This window comes from Undibacterium sp. Tian12W (genome assembly GCF_049339405.1).
GTDB lineage: Bacteria > Pseudomonadota > Gammaproteobacteria > Burkholderiales > Burkholderiaceae_D > Undibacterium.
This window is the reverse complement of record NZ_JBMPPK010000016.1, coordinates 90,193-106,016: the sequence shown is the minus strand read 5'-3', so window position 1 is coordinate 106,016 and position 15,824 is coordinate 90,193. Positions and strand designations below refer to the sequence as shown.

At 49.7% G+C, this 15,824-nt stretch carries 18 protein-coding genes; 7 read left to right on the top strand and 11 right to left on the bottom strand.

The genetic code is table 11. From position 1 onward, the window contains the following. Positions 1-92 precede the first annotated feature (92 nt). From ACO0LI_RS20375 to ACO0LI_RS20365, 3 genes are all read left to right on the top strand, one after another. A complete protein-coding gene (locus tag ACO0LI_RS20375) occupies positions 93-488 on the top strand; it encodes a hypothetical protein (protein ID WP_423034885.1) in 396 nt (131 codons plus the stop codon). A 98-nt stretch (positions 489-586) separates the two neighbouring features. Further along, the gene (locus ACO0LI_RS20370; protein ID WP_423034883.1) at positions 587-1,135 is read left to right on the top strand and encodes a cytochrome b; all 549 of its coding nucleotides are present in this window, start codon (positions 587-589) and stop codon (positions 1,133-1,135) included. A gap of 110 nt (positions 1,136-1,245) precedes the next feature. Beyond that, positions 1,246-1,716, top strand: coding sequence for a GNAT family N-acetyltransferase (locus ACO0LI_RS20365; protein WP_423034881.1), 471 nt, complete (start codon positions 1,246-1,248; stop codon positions 1,714-1,716). 113 nt (positions 1,717-1,829) lie between these two features. Here the strand turns inward: ACO0LI_RS20365 and ACO0LI_RS20360 are convergent, their stop codons facing one another. Genes ACO0LI_RS20360 through ACO0LI_RS20335 form a run of 6 tightly spaced genes read right to left on the bottom strand, consistent with a single transcriptional unit; the run spans position 1,830 to position 7,177 of the window. Continuing rightward, entirely contained in the window at positions 1,830-2,327 is a 498-nt protein-coding gene (locus ACO0LI_RS20360) for a lipocalin-like domain-containing protein (RefSeq protein WP_422950426.1), read from the bottom strand. A gap of 32 nt (positions 2,328-2,359) precedes the next feature. Next, the gene (locus tag ACO0LI_RS20355; protein WP_422950427.1) at positions 2,360-2,584 is read right to left on the bottom strand and encodes a hypothetical protein; all 225 of its coding nucleotides are present in this window, start codon (positions 2,582-2,584) and stop codon (positions 2,360-2,362) included. Continuing rightward, positions 2,581-3,882, bottom strand: a complete 1,302-nt coding sequence (locus ACO0LI_RS20350) for a PQQ-dependent sugar dehydrogenase (protein WP_423034879.1) — start codon at positions 3,880-3,882, stop codon at positions 2,581-2,583. Before ACO0LI_RS20350 ends, ACO0LI_RS20355 begins: the two co-directional genes overlap by 4 nt. 13 nt (positions 3,883-3,895) lie before the next feature. Next, positions 3,896-4,435: a manganese efflux pump MntP family protein gene (locus ACO0LI_RS20345; protein WP_423034877.1), complete on the bottom strand. Its 540-nt coding sequence runs from the start codon at positions 4,433-4,435 to the stop codon at positions 3,896-3,898. Next, on the bottom strand, positions 4,428-6,125 hold the full coding sequence (locus tag ACO0LI_RS20340; protein WP_423034875.1) for a PQQ-binding-like beta-propeller repeat protein: 1,698 nt from the start codon (positions 6,123-6,125) through the stop codon (positions 4,428-4,430). The genes ACO0LI_RS20345 and ACO0LI_RS20340 overlap by 8 nt, the downstream gene beginning before the upstream one ends. Positions 6,126-6,142: 17 nt before the next feature. Then, on the bottom strand, positions 6,143-7,177 hold the full coding sequence (locus tag ACO0LI_RS20335; RefSeq protein WP_423034873.1) for a ferritin-like domain-containing protein: 1,035 nt from the start codon (positions 7,175-7,177) through the stop codon (positions 6,143-6,145). A gap of 425 nt (positions 7,178-7,602) precedes the next feature. Here ACO0LI_RS20335 and ACO0LI_RS20330 point away from each other — a divergent pair, with 425 nt between their 5' ends. Further along, positions 7,603-8,403, top strand: a complete 801-nt coding sequence (locus ACO0LI_RS20330) for a MipA/OmpV family protein (protein WP_423034871.1) — start codon at positions 7,603-7,605, stop codon at positions 8,401-8,403. Between the two features lie 81 nt (positions 8,404-8,484). Here the strand turns inward: ACO0LI_RS20330 and ACO0LI_RS20325 are convergent, their stop codons facing one another. The 5 genes from ACO0LI_RS20325 to ACO0LI_RS20305 all read right to left on the bottom strand — a co-directional run bounded on the left by ACO0LI_RS20325 (position 8,485) and on the right by ACO0LI_RS20305 (position 12,880). Then, positions 8,485-9,633 carry an acyltransferase family protein gene (locus ACO0LI_RS20325; protein ID WP_423034869.1) on the bottom strand — a complete coding sequence of 383 codons (1,149 nt, stop codon included), beginning with the start codon at positions 9,631-9,633 and terminating at the stop codon, positions 8,485-8,487. A 118-nt stretch (positions 9,634-9,751) separates the two neighbouring features. Then, positions 9,752-10,702 (bottom strand): DMT family transporter, encoded by a 951-nt coding sequence (locus ACO0LI_RS20320; RefSeq protein WP_422950434.1) that lies wholly within the window; start codon positions 10,700-10,702, stop codon positions 9,752-9,754. 68 nt (positions 10,703-10,770) lie between these two features. Further along, positions 10,771-11,595: an AraC family ligand binding domain-containing protein gene (locus ACO0LI_RS20315; RefSeq protein WP_423034951.1), complete on the bottom strand. Its 825-nt coding sequence runs from the start codon at positions 11,593-11,595 to the stop codon at positions 10,771-10,773. An 84-nt stretch (positions 11,596-11,679) separates the two neighbouring features. Continuing rightward, on the bottom strand, positions 11,680-12,114 hold the full coding sequence (gene rnhA / locus ACO0LI_RS20310; protein ID WP_110254005.1) for a ribonuclease HI: 435 nt from the start codon (positions 12,112-12,114) through the stop codon (positions 11,680-11,682). After that, a complete protein-coding gene (locus tag ACO0LI_RS20305) occupies positions 12,107-12,880 on the bottom strand; it encodes a class I SAM-dependent methyltransferase (protein ID WP_422950435.1) in 774 nt (257 codons plus the stop codon). The genes rnhA and ACO0LI_RS20305 overlap by 8 nt, the downstream gene beginning before the upstream one ends. Here ACO0LI_RS20305 and gloB point away from each other — a divergent pair. The 3 genes from gloB to ACO0LI_RS20290 all read left to right on the top strand — a co-directional run bounded on the left by gloB (position 12,858) and on the right by ACO0LI_RS20290 (position 15,594). After that, positions 12,858-13,670 (top strand): hydroxyacylglutathione hydrolase, encoded by an 813-nt coding sequence (gene gloB, locus ACO0LI_RS20300; RefSeq protein ID WP_423034867.1) that lies wholly within the window; start codon positions 12,858-12,860, stop codon positions 13,668-13,670. The genes ACO0LI_RS20305 and gloB overlap by 23 nt on opposite strands. 36 nt (positions 13,671-13,706) lie before the next feature. Further along, positions 13,707-14,903 carry an elongation factor P maturation arginine rhamnosyltransferase EarP gene (gene earP, locus ACO0LI_RS20295; protein ID WP_423034865.1) on the top strand — a complete coding sequence of 399 codons (1,197 nt, stop codon included), beginning with the start codon at positions 13,707-13,709 and terminating at the stop codon, positions 14,901-14,903. A gap of 115 nt (positions 14,904-15,018) precedes the next feature. Further along, entirely contained in the window at positions 15,019-15,594 is a 576-nt protein-coding gene (locus tag ACO0LI_RS20290) for an elongation factor P (protein WP_423002970.1), read from the top strand. Positions 15,595-15,824: the final 230 nt, after the last annotated feature.

Here is a 15,824-nt window from a genome sequence, read left to right as displayed (position 1 = left end):
CCTGTCTATATTTTGCCGATCCCTGGGTTTGAGCGCTGACAATATCAAAAAAATAACATAAAATTATCGATTTAAACAAGCCGAGGACTATCATGTCGCACTTACCTACCCCAGGTGCCATCATTTATGCCAAGAACCTGAGCAAGCTCAGTGGTTTTTACGAGCAAGTCCTGCGGCCGACCGCTACCCACGCAAATGACGACTATACGATTTTCGAGTTGCCGCATTTTCAGTTGGTTATTCATGCCATCCCGCCGCAGATTGCCAACACCTTCGAAATTTTGGTCCCGCCGCAGCTAAGGTCAGACACCGCGATCAAATTAATGCTGCCTGTTGCCAGCATCAGCAAAGCCAGGGATGTGGCCGCCAAGCTTGGTGGCAGGATAGATGCAGAGAACTACGAATGGGAATTCCAGCATTACCGCATCTGCGATGGCTACGACCCGGAAGGCAATGTTATCCAGCTCAGGGAATATCTATCCAGATAAGTACCATAAGAATCCTGAAAGTTTGCGAGTTAAATTGAAACTTTCAATGTCATGGCATGTCCATCCTGCTACTAACAAATAAATTTGAGGATGTGGCAATGGACAAAGCGGATAAACTCAGTAAGATCACCATTTCTTTGCACTGGATCACAGGCATCGTCATCATGGCTTTATGTGCCGTGGGCTTATATATGACGCGTGCCGAAGCCTGGGCTTTGTACCCGGTTCACAAATCCGTGGGTGTGCTGGTTTTATTTGTCGCCCTGTTGCGCGTCTTCTGGCGTATCAAAAATGGTTGGCCAGCAGCGGCGGCAGACTATACGCAGCTTGAGCAGCGACTGGCAAAAATCATCAAATGGGTGTTGATCATTGCTACATTGGCCTTGCCAGTGACAGGCATGCTGTTTTCTGGTGCCAGCGGCCATGGCTTTGGCATCTTTGGTCTGGTCATCGTGCCAGCCCAGCATATGCCAGGCAACCCGGATCAGGTATTGGCCTATAGCAAATTCTGGGCTGAGACTGGTGAAACCTTGCACCAGGCCGCTGGCTACATCCTGATTGCAGCGATACTTTTGCATATAGCCGGCGCATTCAAACATCACTTCATAGACCGAGATGCTACCTTGAAGCGCATGCTGGGCAAGTGATTGAGCGTTCAACGCAGCATCATTCCATACAAGCTGAGGCAAGACTGACGCAGGTGAAACAATCTGGCTTGCTTGCAGAGCTCTTGAAGAAAATATCATTGACCCAAAAAATGAAGTTTAAAGACCTCGCAACAACGGATATCAATACCTTGCTGGATATGCTCATGGACTTGGGGCGTAGCGATGGAGTAGCCGAAATTCGCACAGATGCTGCAGCGCTTGAACTGGCCCTGTTTGGCAACCATCCAGCTATCTCTGCTAAATTTGCTATGGTGGATGAAGCTGTCGCCGCGTTTGTCATTTACTCCTGGAAATGGGGCACTTTTACTGGCGTGCGCGACATGTATATGCAAGCCATCTATGTGCGGCCTGAATTCAGACGTCAGGGACTTGGGCTCAGCATCATGCAGCATCTCGCCGGTATTGCCGTCGATGCAGGATGTTCGAGAATAGAATGGCTGACCGTCAAGGATAAACAGATGAGTAAGGAATTTTACGATTCCATCGGCGCTGTGGAAGCCAGCCATATGATAGTACGCCGTGTACAGGGTGATGCGCTAAGCAAGCTAGCTGGCTTGTGAACGAGATGGAATTTTCTGGCAATCCTTGGAGCAATCAAAAACCGGAGCTTACCTTTCTTTGCAGCAGGTAAGCCCCCGCTAAGACTTTATAGATGCCTGCTCACATGCATAAATCACGTCAGCCGCTTCAAGCGCCGCAAATACTGACCTGGCGTACCTACATTCAGATAATCCTTGCCATCAAACACAAAGCTGCGTTTTTGCACTGTGCCGGTATAGGCACGCATGACGTCAGCAAATACGTTCATGACTATCGTGCCGCCCAGATGCGGGTGATTGGTATCCATCTCTACGGTATAGGTACCAAAATAAGCATACGGGCTGGCAGTGGCGAAGCTGTCTATCAGCAGGGAGTGTGGCACTTCCCAGGGCTTTTGCGGTGTCAGCCAGGATGATTGTGGCTGACCGCTGAAAGGGTCTGCTGGTATCGCTAGCGGCGGATTTTGCGAAATCATCAGACTGAAGTGGCCGCTCTTGTCATAGACCCAGTAACCTGCTGACGGATTACCCCAGGGGTAGGTTTTCTTGGTCGGGTCGCTGGGGTCGTCACCTATATCCCAGGCTTCGACCATTTCCCAGCTACCGATGAGGGTTTGTGCATTGAGGCTCATATGAAATTCCTTCTGCAAATTTAATCAACTGACTATTTTGGGTAACCTTCATTGATCCAGGTCTGGAACATCGCAACCTGTTCTTTGGTGAAAGGTGGATAAGGCGGTGGCGGCATGCCACCCTGTAACTGGCTCAATACCATGCTGGCATTGAGCCTGACATCATCATATTTGGTCAGGTCCAGCCGCCACATCATGGATGCGCGAAACTGATTGAACAGTGGCGCAATATCTTTTTCGAATGAAACCTGGCTCATGATGTCAGCTCCATATTATTGACAGGGATTTTCCAGACACAGCCGCTAGCGGCGCTTGCACGTATATCTTTTTTTTCAGTGAATTCAAAATCGCCAAAATCGACCACATACATGAATGCACCATCTGGCGAGAAAGCGACATCAATCGGCCGGTGCCAGGGCACAGACGCCAAAGCCGGCAAGGCATGCTTGCTCCAGTCGCTGGTATCTACACGGATAAGATTGCGCCCCACTCTTGGCCCCGGCGGCCCGGTCATGGGACGTTCATCGCCAAATTGCGCGACGATGAGATCACCGGCATGGCGCAGCCCGGCAGGTATCTGCGTCATCTTGACTGCACAGGCATTGATATCGAAGGCCAGCAGGGGTTTTTCTGGTGCTGGCAATTCTGCATGATTAGCCAGCACAAAGGCCTGGCCTTCACCTTGGGGATTGCGATAGGCTGGCGCGTTTATGGGTAAGCCGCCAAGATAATCTGGCCAGCCATACCAGGCACCTGGCTTTACTTCAAACAGAAAGTCAGGACAATTCCAGACTGGCCGCACACCACGCACATCAGTGCCCTGCTCGGTCGCAATCAGCCTGCCATCCGGCAGAAATAACAAGCCAAAGGCATTACGTATGCCCCAGGCTACCAGTTCCAGGTCCGAACCATCCAGATTACAGCGCATGATGCTGGCGGTGCATGGCGTCTGGCCTTGCAAGCGGGTACCGCCTGTGTGGACTTGTCCAAAGCGGGCAAATGCACTGGTGGAAACCTGCTGACCTTCAGGGTCGGTGACTGTCGCCAGATGGTCACTAAGCGCAATGTCATAGCCAGGTATATCAGGCGCATGTCTGGTTTCGCGCAACCACGCCAGGTCGTGTGAATCTGTGCCTATGATGCCGCTGTTGGTCATGGCCCCCTGGCCGAAATACATTTTATTGTCTGGCCCCACCGCCACCATATTGGTGTGGTAATTGCCAAAGCCAGGCAGATCATCCAGCAACACTGTCCAGGTGCTCGTTTGCAAATCAAGGCGGCTGATGCGGCCTGGGTAACCGCCTTCAGAAATGATGAGGCTGTTGTCATGCCAGACCAGACCATTCACTGGTTGGCGTAAATTATTCAATAATTCCTGGACGCTGCCACCTTCACTGACACTGAGTATGCGCCCGCCTTTGGCTGCACCATCAAATGGCAAACCCGTCTCAGCAATATATACCTGACCTGCAGGAGAAACCGCAACACTGCTGGGGAAATTAAGATTGCGCACATAGGCCTGCATGGCCGTGCGTTCACTCTGGTCTTTTGGCATGATGAACAGTCCGTCAGTCGTTATACATCATGCGTACAGCCAGAAAACACATATAAGCACCGGCCAGCAATTCCACGCGCTTGGGTAAAAAATTGCGTATCCAGTTGGCGAAATACAGGCCAAAGCAAGCCATGCCCGCACTGATAACACCGATAATAATGGCTGAGGTCATTACAGGTGCACTGGAAAAACTGACACCAGCGCCAGCGATGACATTGTCAAGGCTTAGTGCCAGAGGCAAACCCAGCAGAAAACCCGGATGATTGACGAATTGTGGCAAACCTCTGGCTTCACTCCGGTAAGCCAGCCACAAGATAATGAAGCCGCAAGCCAGCATCGCAAATGGCGCAATATGGGAGGCAAGCGGGCCCAGCATGCTGATCAGGCCACGCCCAAGCAACAGGCCCATTATTGCAGCACCCAGTTCACAGGCACAAAATGCGATTGCCAGCATATGCATGCGTTTGCGCTGCATGGGTAATAGCCCCAGCGAAGTGCTGGCCTGCAAATTGTCGAGCCCGGCGACAATACCAAACAAGATAACTTCAAGCATGTTGATTCTCCTGGTCTTTCAAACCATAGATACGCAATACCCCGCCCTGTTTACCAAACACCAGCGCACCGGCCACCATGTAATTACCCGCCACTGCCGGCCCCAGGCAATAGCCATAACCACCATTCATGCCACCAGTCTGGTCGCCCAGATTATCTTGCCAGAGCATCTTGCCGCTGTACACATCAAAGGCATACACAGCGACTTTGGACGTGGAAAAAAACACCAGGTCATTGACGACTACGGGTGAACTCAAACCGGATTCACCAGGTGTACGATACATCGGTGGTTGCGACTCTATATACAGACGCGGATCACTGTCATCCATGGCCCAGGCATCTTCCAGGGTTTCCCAATCCAGGGCACGCATGAAAGGCGTAGTACGGTAATCGATACCAGCTTCGACATTATGATAATTATTGCCGCCCACACCGATGAACAGACGACCCAGCGCGGTGTGTACCGCTGCCGTGCTGTAAGTGCCAGAATAATTTTCCTGGTCTTCTTCATCTGACTCTTGATTTGGCACATAGGGGTCCATGCGCTGGTCGTTGGGTGACACATGCGGATCTACCGTGGGTATCTGGGTGCCATCATTATAGAAAGGCAGTAATTGCCGCCAGTTCAGCAATTCCAGCGTTGCCGCGTCAAACCTGAAGAAGCCACCGTTCTTGCAACCAGCCGTGACAATACGGCGGCCATTGATCGTCATCAGCGTCGGCGAACCACCAAAATCAACATCAACATCAGTAGCGCGATAACTGCTTTCTGCCGGTGGCTGGCTAAAGCCACGGAATTGGCCGCTCGCTGCATCCAGCGACAGGATGCCGTTGGAAAAACCTTTGCTGGGCAAGGCACTGTCAGGCACAGGGTTGCCGGTGGCGCAGTACAGGCGATCAAGCCGCTCATCGTAGGCAATTGACGACCACACCGATGCCCCGCGTATGGCAGGATTATTTGGGCCTATGGTATACATCGCTGGCAAAGTGCCGCTCACGGATTCTGGCGGCAAAACATTAGGCAGATTGGGTACGCCTTCTTCATACTGGCAGGTACAGTATATCCACTGCACCTGGCCAGTCTGGGCATCCATGGCATAGATAAAGCCAAAGCAGCCGGGGTTTTCACCCTCACCCATGCCAACAAAAACCAGGCCATTAGTGCCATCTGCAGCCGCTACCACTGGCGATGACCAGCCAGCTGCTGGCACACCCGCCGAGACATCGCCAAGATTGGATGTGGGTTGATTGAAATCAAGGTCAGCATGGCGCAAATCCACGACCCAGTTTAAACTCAGGTCAGCCGCATTCAGGCAATAGAACTTGCCATTGAAGGCGCTGAAATAGACTTTATTGTCCCAGATAGCCGGGGTGCAACCCATGCCCATGAAGCCGTGCGTATCACCTTCTGTTGGGTCTATCGGCCATTCATAATGCGCCACCGTCATGCCGCTGGATAATTCTATCTTCATGAACTTGCCACCATTCGCACCCGGCAATTCATGATTATTCGCCAGCCCTACATACATATAACCATCGACGATGGCAGGCACAGACAAGACCGGGCCAGGGATGGCGATATCATGCAATAGCGTGAATTGATCAAGCGTGTCACGACTGATATCACTGCCCTGCACTTCACCCGTGTGCGCAGTATCGCCATGGAACATCCACCAGTTAGTTTGCGTCATTGCTGCTCTCCAGAATATCAGGCGGGAATATAATCAAATGTGGGACCGGCAGTCTGGCCAGGAACAACGTCCTGTGTCATCAGCAACTGTGCCTGCTCTCTGAGTGATTGCATGGACAGCAAGGCCAGTGCAAGATTGTCAGGCTGACCGTTAAAGACATTGTGCAACTTGCGCAGCATGTCTGAGTAAGTGCTGTTGAAAGTCAGGTTCAGATCGGTAATGCGCGGCTTGCCGGCATAGCTATGCCGGTTTGGATTACTGATGACTGGATAAATGCCGCCAGCATCAAACTCTATGCGGTGGCCTTCAAATACCCAGGCTGGCTGGCCGGGTTTTGGTGTGGGGTTGGCGATCAGTTTGCGGCCATGATAAATCTCTGCGTATTTATAGTAATGCGCGAGTTCATGCTCAGGGTCAATGGGGCTGGTATCGCTGCCCTCGCCCTGCTCAACAATCATGTCTATCGCCGCCAGCGCCGTTGTCTCATCATAGACACCCTTGTTTTGCAATTCCCTGAAGCCCGTTACCAATTGTTTTTCTGGTGGACCGGTAAAGATATTACCCATCCTGGACAACTCGCAAATGTCTTTTTTAATGTGCGCATAGAACTCGCCTATGGTCACACCATCTGCCGGAGGAGTTGTGCCATCCACGGTTTTCTCGGGTTCTTCTATGACCATGAAAACATCAAGCAGCAATTGCTTGGACAGTGCGGCCAGGGGGACAATCAAACTGTCCTCGACTGCACCTGGCAAGTTTCCGGGATAGTGCGGAATAAAGCGCGGATGATCAATTTTCGGATGCCCGCCTATGGCATTAAGGACATTGCAATCCAGCGACATGTGCAACATCTCTTGCTTGACGATGGATTTGATGAGATGGGCGACTTCCAGATTCTGGTCTGTCTTGATCGAATACAAGGCATACAGATAAGGCGGTATGGTCGAATGCTCCAGCTCTATGGCGGTCTGCAGGGAATGCTTGAGCAGCTTGAGCCTGTGATCAAAACTATTGTCACGGTGTTCAATTAACAGGTGCTTGAGGCGAATCATGAATTCTCCCGACGGGTAACAGTCCATTAACGCGATATGCCAGCTTGAATATAGTGAATACAAAAGGCATATTTAACATTTTTACTAGCTTATTTAACATCATCCATCATGATTGCAAATTGCGCAAGTGATTATCTAAAAAACAAATAAAATTTAACAATCCTGTCTCTTTCATGCGGGTACAAGCATTTGACCTGTTTATCCGCACCACGCCTGAAAGCCTTTCTTTGCAACCCCTGCAGAGGTCAATCTGGCAAAAAGTACTGCATTGCAATACGTTTTGTGCATACAGGCGGAGCCTGCGATTTTCCATTGGCATAGTTTTTTCATATTTGCGAGACTTCGCTCCGTGCTCTCCGCCGGGGAGTAGCAGCGCGGCACAAATGCTGCCAGGACTGTTTAGCTTTTATTGATTAAGGATCACCATGAAACACATATTTACACTGACAGCCATCGCTTTCTCCAGCCTGATGTCTATGTCATTTTCTGCACACGCACAAGACAAAACATCACAGGAACCTGAATCTACTGCGGTGGTCGGTGCTGGTGTGTTCTACGCACCTGAGTATCTGGGCGCAAAGAAAAATCGCTTTGGCCCTGCTATTTATGGTGAATACCAAAACAAAAACGGTTTCTTTGCCAGCACCATGCGCGGCGTCGGTTTTGGTACAAAAGTAGATGATTTTTATTTCAGCGCAGCACTGGGTTACCGTGCAGGCCGTGAAGATTCACGCGACTCCAAATCCCTGTTCAGCTCAGATGACTTGAAAGGCATGGGCAATATCTCTGGTTCAGCAACAGTCAACCTGCATGCAGGTACCACATTTGGCCCTGGCATCAAGGCAAGTATTGACACCAACCTGGCGCTGTCGCACAGAGAGAATGGCAATGCCTACAAATTTGGCCTGGCAGCACCTGTATTCCAGACAGCAACAGACAGGGTAGAAATTGCGGGTAACCTGACTTACAGCGATGCGAAATATAACCAGACTTATTTTGGCGTAACGCCGACACAAAGCACCAATTCCGGTTATAAAACCTTTGCTCCTAAAGCAGGCTTTTCACAAGCGATGGCGACAGTTGCATGGACACACGTGATCGATAAAAACTGGTCAGTACGCAGTGCGGCCGGTGTATCGCAAGTGATGGGTGATGCTGCTGACAGCCCGCTGACGAAAAAGAAAACCAGCCCGATCTTGATGACTACTGTGAACTACGCTTTCTGATTTTAACAATGCTTATATGATTAATTCGTATAGTTAAAATACAGATGACAGATGCGGCTTCAATTCGAACCCGCATCTTTTTTATTGCGTAGTTTGCAAGCTGGTATGTGAACTTCTGGTTTTGTTACGCAAATACGCATTTACTGGCTCTGCTACATAACGTGCCACCAAACCAGCAATTACCACGCTCAGCAACAGGAATAAAAACAGACAAGGCAAACGCATTTCATATGACAATGTCTTCTTGCTGACGACATTGCGCATGAGCGCCAGCACGATGATATGGAACAAATATAGCTCATAACTATGCCTGCCCATCCAGCCCAGCCATGTTAAACCCCTGCGACTTGCCCAGCCTTGCTCGGATGCTTGTAATGTCGCCATCAAAAAAGCGGCGCTGAAAAGTGAAATCAGCGTAAAACCTTCGATTTCGTGCCCGCCTATGCCACGCAAATAAACAGTCGCTAAAGCCACTATGGAAAACCAGCGCAAACAAATCGCGACAGTTTTGCTCAACTCGATTTTTTGTGCCAGCAATGCAGTCAGGCAGCCTATGGCAATCGCATCAAAACAGGCAAAATAGGCATACATGTATTCAATTTCATTTTTCAGATGCTGGCTGCGGTAGATCGGCGCATAAACTATCAGGCCCAAACAGAGCAATACAAATAAATTCTGCTTGCGCAAGGTGATGCACAGTAAAGGCAGGCAAAGATAAAACATTTCTTCGACAGACAGCGACCAGTAAATGTTGAGGCAATAATTAAAATAGCCCGCAGATTGCATGAGAACGTTATGCCAGAGCGTCAGCACTGAACCGGCAGCAATAAAGAAGTATGATGCCGGCAACTGTTTGCCATTATCTGCATTATCAAAATTCGGCACGCCCAGAACGCCGAGCGTGACAATGATCAGCAATGCCAATAGCAGCGGCGGCATGATACGTGCAATCCGCAGCAGATAAAATTCACGCCAGTTAATTTTTGCCCAGCTACCCCAGCGTTTGATAGAGTTGGAGGTAATCAGATAACCGGAAATGGTGAAGAAGATAGTGACACCATAATTGCCATTCAAGACGATGGCGCGCAATAATTCTGGTCTGAGCAAACTACCCAGAGGACTATCTTTCAGACCCAAGCCCAGGGAGAAATGCAAAAGCAAGACCAACAAAATTGCCAGTCCCCGTAAGAAATCAATCCCTGCATTTCTACTACTTATATTTTCCTGCATGGGCAAGCATCCTTAAATTAGTGAATACAAAAAAATAGAGTTAATTCTAAATCAACATATTCGTTTCTTTGCATAGCATATTTCCAGGAAGTAATTAGCAGCAAAATAGTGACAATCACTAATGAGTGGCTTGAGGTTTGACACGCAAGGCAGCGACAACACCAATAATCAATAAAACGATACCAAGCAAAACCATGGGTTCTGGCATGCGCTTGCTGAGAATGAAGGCATAGGCCAGGGCAGCCAGCGTTTCAAACACAATGAGTTGCCCGGCCAGGTTGGTAGGCAAGCGCTGGCTGGCCTGGTTCCAGCACATCGTGCCCAGCCATGATGCAAACAGACCGATGATCAGCATCAATGTGATGAAGTATTGTGGCCGGGGGCCGAATGGCATCGAAAAATCCTGGCCAGTCACACCCATGTATACCCATAGCCCCATATAACCGAGCAAAGCCAGCGGCAAGGTTGCAACGCCTTGGGCACTGGCCCAGACCCTGGGATTGCGGTCCGGGTGATGGCGCAGCCAGTCTGCATTTCTTAATGGGTACCAGGTCCAGCAAGCCACAGCAACCAGAGCAAACAGGCCGCCTATGATATAAGTCTGGATATCTTTGTTTGAAGCTGCCTGCAATGCGGCAATTTCTACGCTGTTGACGCAAGCGACACCAGCAAAAATCATCAATAGTGATGGCAACATGCGTCGCCAGGCAATGCTGCCGTCACGCTGGGCATTACGGTAATTGGCGGTAATGGCGATGACGACTGGCAGCGTACCTATCAGCATCGTAGGCAACGGTGCGCCTGAGCGTTGTATGGCACTGGCAAGACAAAGGTAATACAGAATATTGCCGACCGCTGCCAGCTTCAATGCTTCTATCCAGTCTGACTTGTTCAACAAACGCAATTGTCGCCTGTCCATCCAGGCTATAGGCAGAGTGATCAGGCCAAATGCCAGATAGCGGCCAAATGATTGCAAGGCCGCCGGATATTCAGGCAAGAGCAAAGGGCCGATGAATACCAGCCCCCACATCAAACCTGCTGCCATCGCATACAAAACACCGATACCCATGCTGTTCATCCCCTGAAAAAAATCAGCTTAAAACAATATGAGAAAGCAGTCTTGTACCAGATTGCTTTTTACGCGCTCATTTGCTGTTGATAGCGCGCCGGTGTCACGCCATAGCGTCGCACAAAGGCCTTGTTCAAATGAGATTGGTCAGTCAGGCCAGTTGCAGCAGCCACCTGGGCCGGAGGTAAGCCTTTGCCGAGCAGGCACTTGGCTTCATACAGGCGCAAGGCCATCAGCATTTGCTGAGGTGTCGCATGATATTGCGCCTTGAAGCTGCGCAAAAAATGAAAGGGACTAAGCCCGGCAACCAGCGCCAGTTGCTCAAGGCTGATGCGTTCTGCCATGCTGGCACGCATATAATCGAGCACCGTGGCAAAACGTTGTTTCGCCAGAGGTACAGGTGCTTGCGGCGCACTGGCAAAGCGCTTGAATTCAGACAGGATATCAAACAAGAGACTATCAAAACCCAGCTTGTCGGTCGCTTGCCAGATTTGCTCCAGCATGACACCCAGTTTGCGCGCACTGTTGGCATCGTGGGCAACCGCATACCTGAACCACCAGCCACGTTCACCCGTGACTTCTGCTACCACGTCCGGGTCTATATACATCATGCGATAACGCCAGCCGGTATCAGTCTCTGCCCTGCCGGTATGTAATTCATCCGGGTTCATCATCACGACTGAATCTTGCGGTGCCAGATGATCGCTACCCAGATAGCGAAAACGCTCTACCCCGCTGGCGATAGAACCCAGGCCAAAAGCTTCATGCGTGTGCGGTTCAAAGGCATGGGCGACGATATGGGCGCGGTAAAGTTCGACGCCAGGGCGATGTTGCGCCCTTTTGAATTCAGCACGGTCATTCACATGTTCAAAGCTTTCAGGCACACCAGGCATGGAAAAAGCGCCCTCATTGCCCTGAAGGCCTTGTTGTATGCTGGTGTGAATGTTTGCTATGTCCATGAGATATTTTGTGCGCTTTTACAATACCGATTCAACACCACGGTTAGCCAGTTGATCTGCTCTTTCGTTGCCGGGGTGACCAGTGTGACCACGCACCCAGCGCCAGTCAATTTCATGGATGGTACGTGCAGCATCGAGTTGCTGCCACAGATCGACATTCTTCACTGGTGCCTTGGAGGCTGTTTTCCAGCCCTTGGCTTTCCAGCCTGTGATCCATTCGGTGATGCCTTTTAATACATACTGGCTATCGGTGTGCAGGGTAATATGACAGGGCCGCTTCAATGCGCCCAGCGCCTGTATCACCGCCATCAATTCCATGCGGTTATTGGTGGTTTCTTTTTCGCCGCCAAATAATTCTTTTTCTTTATTGCCAGCGATCAGCAAAGCGCCCCAGCCGCCAACGCCAGGATTACCCTTGCAGGCGCCATCTGTGTAAATTTCTATATTATCCATTTGATTCTTTTGATTTGTTTGCAACTGGCAAGGCATGTGTACTGGATACCCGCTTTTGCTTCCATGCGGGCCCTATCAAATGCATGCCTTTGACTCTTTTCACGGCCTGCAATATATACACTGCGCCAAAATAAGGCCACCAGCGTTGCCCTGCTTTTTCCATGAAGCGATAACGTTGCAACCATTTTTCCGATTTAACGGGAGGGGCATAACAACCAAAATCGCTGCTACCCACTTCCATATTCAATAACTTCAGCCAATCCTTCAAACGCGGCGGACTGATGAATTCCCCCTCTTTGGGCAGGAAATAATTTTTGCTCAAACGCCCGGTCGCCTGCCTTGCGCCCCACAGGCTGGCACGGTTAAAGCCAGTGATGATAACCCGGCCTTCTGGTATCAACACCCTTTCCACCTCGCGCAAGATCTGGTGTGGTTCCTCAGCAAATTCCAGCACGTGTGGCAAGATAATCAAATCTATGCTGTGTGCATCAAAAGGCAGCTCAGCAAAGTCATGCACGACCACAACAGGTCGCTTTTGCCCCGGCTGGTTTTCATCCGGCATACGGGAATTGGTCAGCCAGCGATGTGGCATGCGACTGGCTGCCAACGCATCAATTTGCGGCAAACCTATCTGCAAGGCATTGAAACCAAAGATATCGACCGTCAATTTATCGAGCATGGCCTGCTCCCATTGACGGATATAGCTACCTGCTGGCAGCTCTAACCATGCTCCAAGGTCTATAATGTTTTTTTCCAAAGCATCCATGCCTGATATGAAGAATTCCCTGAGTATATTGACTGTCCCCGCCTTTGACGACAATTATCTATGGATTATCCATGACGGCCAGCATGCTGCCGTGGTTGATCCTGGCGATGCCATGCCAATTTTGCAAGCTCTGGCGCAGCATCAACTGACATTGTCCGCTATTTTACTCACTCATCATCATGCTGATCATATAGGCGGTGTGCCACGTCTGCTGGAACATGCTGCTGTGCCAGTATTTGGCCCTACCAATGACAAGATTGCCGTAGTCACGCAAAAGCTACAACAGGATGATGTAGTAACCGTGCCCGGCATCAACCTGGAGTTGAAAGTGCTGGACGTTCCCGGCCATACACTGGGTCATATTGCCTACTTCGCGCCTGAACAGCATTGGCTGTTTTGTGGTGACACCCTGTTTGCCGGTGGCTGTGGCCGGTTGTTTGAGGGTACGCCGGCTCAGATGCTGCACTCACTCGACAAACTGGCTGCCCTGCCAGATGATACGGCAGTATATTGCGCCCATGAATACACGCTATCCAATCTGCGTTTTGCCAAAGAGGTAGAGCCTGGTAACCAGGATTTGCTGGAGCGTATCAAACGCGAACAAGCCAGACGTGAGCAAGGCATACCTACGGTGCCTACCCAGATAGGCCTGGAAAAACAGACCAATCCATTCTTGCGCAGTCGCGAAAGCACAGTTATCAGCCGCCTTTTGGAAAGCGGTAAAATCCCAGTCGCACAAAACGATGTCAGCCATTTTGCTGCCTTGCGTGAATGGAAAAACCGCTTTTAAGTACGCTTTCAGGTACGCTTTTAAAAACACATTGCAATGCATTTAACAGAAATAAATACAACTCACACAGCAAAAACTTTGGCCCTGTTTTGCAAGGTCGTCGATAACTTCGGCGATATAGGCATTTGCTGGCGCATGGCCAGGCAACTGCAGCAAGAACATCGCATCGCCGTCACGCTATGGGTGGATGATTTACGCAGCTTCCAACGCATCTGCCCGCCAGTGAATATTGATGCAGAAGTGCAGGAAATTGCTGGCGTTACCGTCAGACACTGGCGTGATCAGCAGGGTGCATTTACGGTTGCTGACATTGCCGACATCGTCATAGAGTTTTTTGCCTGCGACATACCGCCAGGCTATATCCAGGCCATGGCACAGTGTGAGCCGCGCCCGGTCTGGCTCAATCTTGAAGGCTTGACGGCAGAAGAATGGGTGGAAGGCTGTCATACCCTGCCCTCGCCCCATCCTTCCTTGTCATTGACCAAGCATTTCTTTTTTCCCGGCTTCAATAACAAAACCGGTGGCCTGTTGCGTGAAGCCAGCCTGGACCAAGAAAGAGCAGCATTTCAAGCTGACTCTCAGGCTGTCGCTGCCTTCCTGCAGCAATTGGGGCTCACTGAAACTGAGATCAATAACACAAAAGTATCGCTGTTTTGCTACCCACATGCACCTGTGGCTGATTTGCTCAAGACATGGCAAAACGGTGATCAGGCCATGACTTGCCTCGTGCCTGAAGGTGTGGCAAGTGAAGCTATAACAGCATTTCTAGGGCAAGCATCCAAAGCCGGTGTCAGTGGCAGCCAAGGTGCATTGACAGTACGTGTACTGCCCTTCATCCCCCAGGCAGATTACGACAAATTGCTGTGGGCCTGCGATATCAACTTTGTCCGTGGTGAAGACTCATTCGTGCGGGCACAGTGGGCCAATAAACCCTTCATCTGGCATATCTACCCGCAAGATGAAAACCTGCATCATGTGAAATTGAATGCATTTTTAAAAACCACCACATCTGCCACGACAAGCCTGGTTGCCTTGTCGCATGCCTGGAATGGTGTCAGCCATCCACCACTGGACTGGGCAGAAATATGGCAGGCCTTTCAATCCGACCTGCCTGAAATTGCACGACTTTCTGGCACTTGGCAGGAAAAAATGCACGAAAATGGGGATATGACGGGCAATTTATTGAAGTTCGTCAATGCAGTTAGGCTGGCAAGCCAAAAAGATGCAGTATAATGTTGGGTTAATTTTTAACCTGTTTTAAATCTCAATCAAACGTGGGCTTGCGGTGATTTTTTGCCAGTAGGCAACAGATGATTTTTATGCAACCTACTTTTTACGTATACTCGCTATGAAATTTGCAAAAGAAATTCGTGTTGGCAACATCATTATGGTCGATAGCAAACCTATGATCGTTTTGCGCTCTGACGTCAACGGTTCCAGCCGCACAGGCTTCACTTACAAGTGGAAAATGAAAAGCCTGTTGACCAACAGCCCACAAGAAAACGTCTTCCGTGGCGACGACAAGTTTGACGTAGTTGTATTGGACAAAAAACCAGTTACTTATTCTTACTTCGCTGACCCACTGTTCGTATTCATGGATCAAGAATACAACCAGTATGAAATCGAAGCAGAAAACATGGGCGATTCCCTGAATTACCTGAAAGATGGCATGGAATGCGAAGCAGTATTCTATGACGGCAAAGCAATCTCTGTAGAATTGCCAACCACTATCGTTCGCCAGATCATTTACTCTGAGCCAGCAGTTAAAGGCAATACTTCAGGCAACGTACTGAAAGAAGCCAAGATCGAAAATGCAATCGAAGCAAATTGCCATATCGTTCAAGTGCCACTGTTCGTCAGCCAGGACGACATGATCGAAATCGATACACGCACTAACGAATACAAAAAAGTCGTACGTAACTAAACAATAAGACGTAAAGACTTTGCGAAAAACGCCGCTGAATACAGCGGCGTTTTTTTTCGTCCGGCAATTTGCATGATGGCCGCTTTCCACTCCCCAACATAGGCTGACAAAGACAAGATGGTCTTTTTATTAAACCATCATACATCTGAAAAACAAGGTCACAATTTAGTCATTTGACAATACTCAGCAACACCAATAACATTCAAATTCTTTTTACTATCATTCGCTTA

Coding starts and splice junctions, on each gene's coding strand:
- ACO0LI_RS20375 (WP_423034885.1), top strand. CDS start 93: ATGTCGCACTTACCTACCCCAGGTGCCATCATTTATGCCAAGAACCTG.
- ACO0LI_RS20370 (WP_423034883.1), top strand. CDS start 587: ATGGACAAAGCGGATAAACTCAGTAAGATCACCATTTCTTTGCACTGG.
- ACO0LI_RS20325 (WP_423034869.1), bottom strand. CDS start 9,633: ATGCAGGAAAATATAAGTAGTAGAAATGCAGGGATTGATTTCTTACGG.
- earP (WP_423034865.1), top strand. CDS start 13,707: ATGCATTTAACAGAAATAAATACAACTCACACAGCAAAAACTTTGGCC.
- ACO0LI_RS20355 (WP_422950427.1), bottom strand. CDS start 2,584: ATGAGCCAGGTTTCATTCGAAAAAGATATTGCGCCACTGTTCAATCAG.
- ACO0LI_RS20365 (WP_423034881.1), top strand. CDS start 1,246: ATGAAGTTTAAAGACCTCGCAACAACGGATATCAATACCTTGCTGGAT.
- ACO0LI_RS20320 (WP_422950434.1), bottom strand. CDS start 10,702: ATGGGTATCGGTGTTTTGTATGCGATGGCAGCAGGTTTGATGTGGGGG.
- gloB (WP_423034867.1), top strand. CDS start 12,858: ATGTTTTTTTCCAAAGCATCCATGCCTGATATGAAGAATTCCCTGAGT.
- ACO0LI_RS20345 (WP_423034877.1), bottom strand. CDS start 4,435: ATGCTTGAAGTTATCTTGTTTGGTATTGTCGCCGGGCTCGACAATTTG.
- ACO0LI_RS20350 (WP_423034879.1), bottom strand. CDS start 3,882: ATGCCAAAAGACCAGAGTGAACGCACGGCCATGCAGGCCTATGTGCGC.
- ACO0LI_RS20330 (WP_423034871.1), top strand. CDS start 7,603: ATGAAACACATATTTACACTGACAGCCATCGCTTTCTCCAGCCTGATG.
- ACO0LI_RS20360 (WP_422950426.1), bottom strand. CDS start 2,327: ATGAGCCTCAATGCACAAACCCTCATCGGTAGCTGGGAAATGGTCGAA.
- ACO0LI_RS20340 (WP_423034875.1), bottom strand. CDS start 6,125: ATGACGCAAACTAACTGGTGGATGTTCCATGGCGATACTGCGCACACG.
- rnhA (WP_110254005.1), bottom strand. CDS start 12,114: ATGGATAATATAGAAATTTACACAGATGGCGCCTGCAAGGGTAATCCT.
- ACO0LI_RS20335 (WP_423034873.1), bottom strand. CDS start 7,177: ATGATTCGCCTCAAGCACCTGTTAATTGAACACCGTGACAATAGTTTT.
- ACO0LI_RS20290 (WP_423002970.1), top strand. CDS start 15,019: ATGAAATTTGCAAAAGAAATTCGTGTTGGCAACATCATTATGGTCGAT.
- ACO0LI_RS20305 (WP_422950435.1), bottom strand. CDS start 12,880: ATGGATGCTTTGGAAAAAAACATTATAGACCTTGGAGCATGGTTAGAG.
- ACO0LI_RS20315 (WP_423034951.1), bottom strand. CDS start 11,595: ATGCCTGGTGTGCCTGAAAGCTTTGAACATGTGAATGACCGTGCTGAA.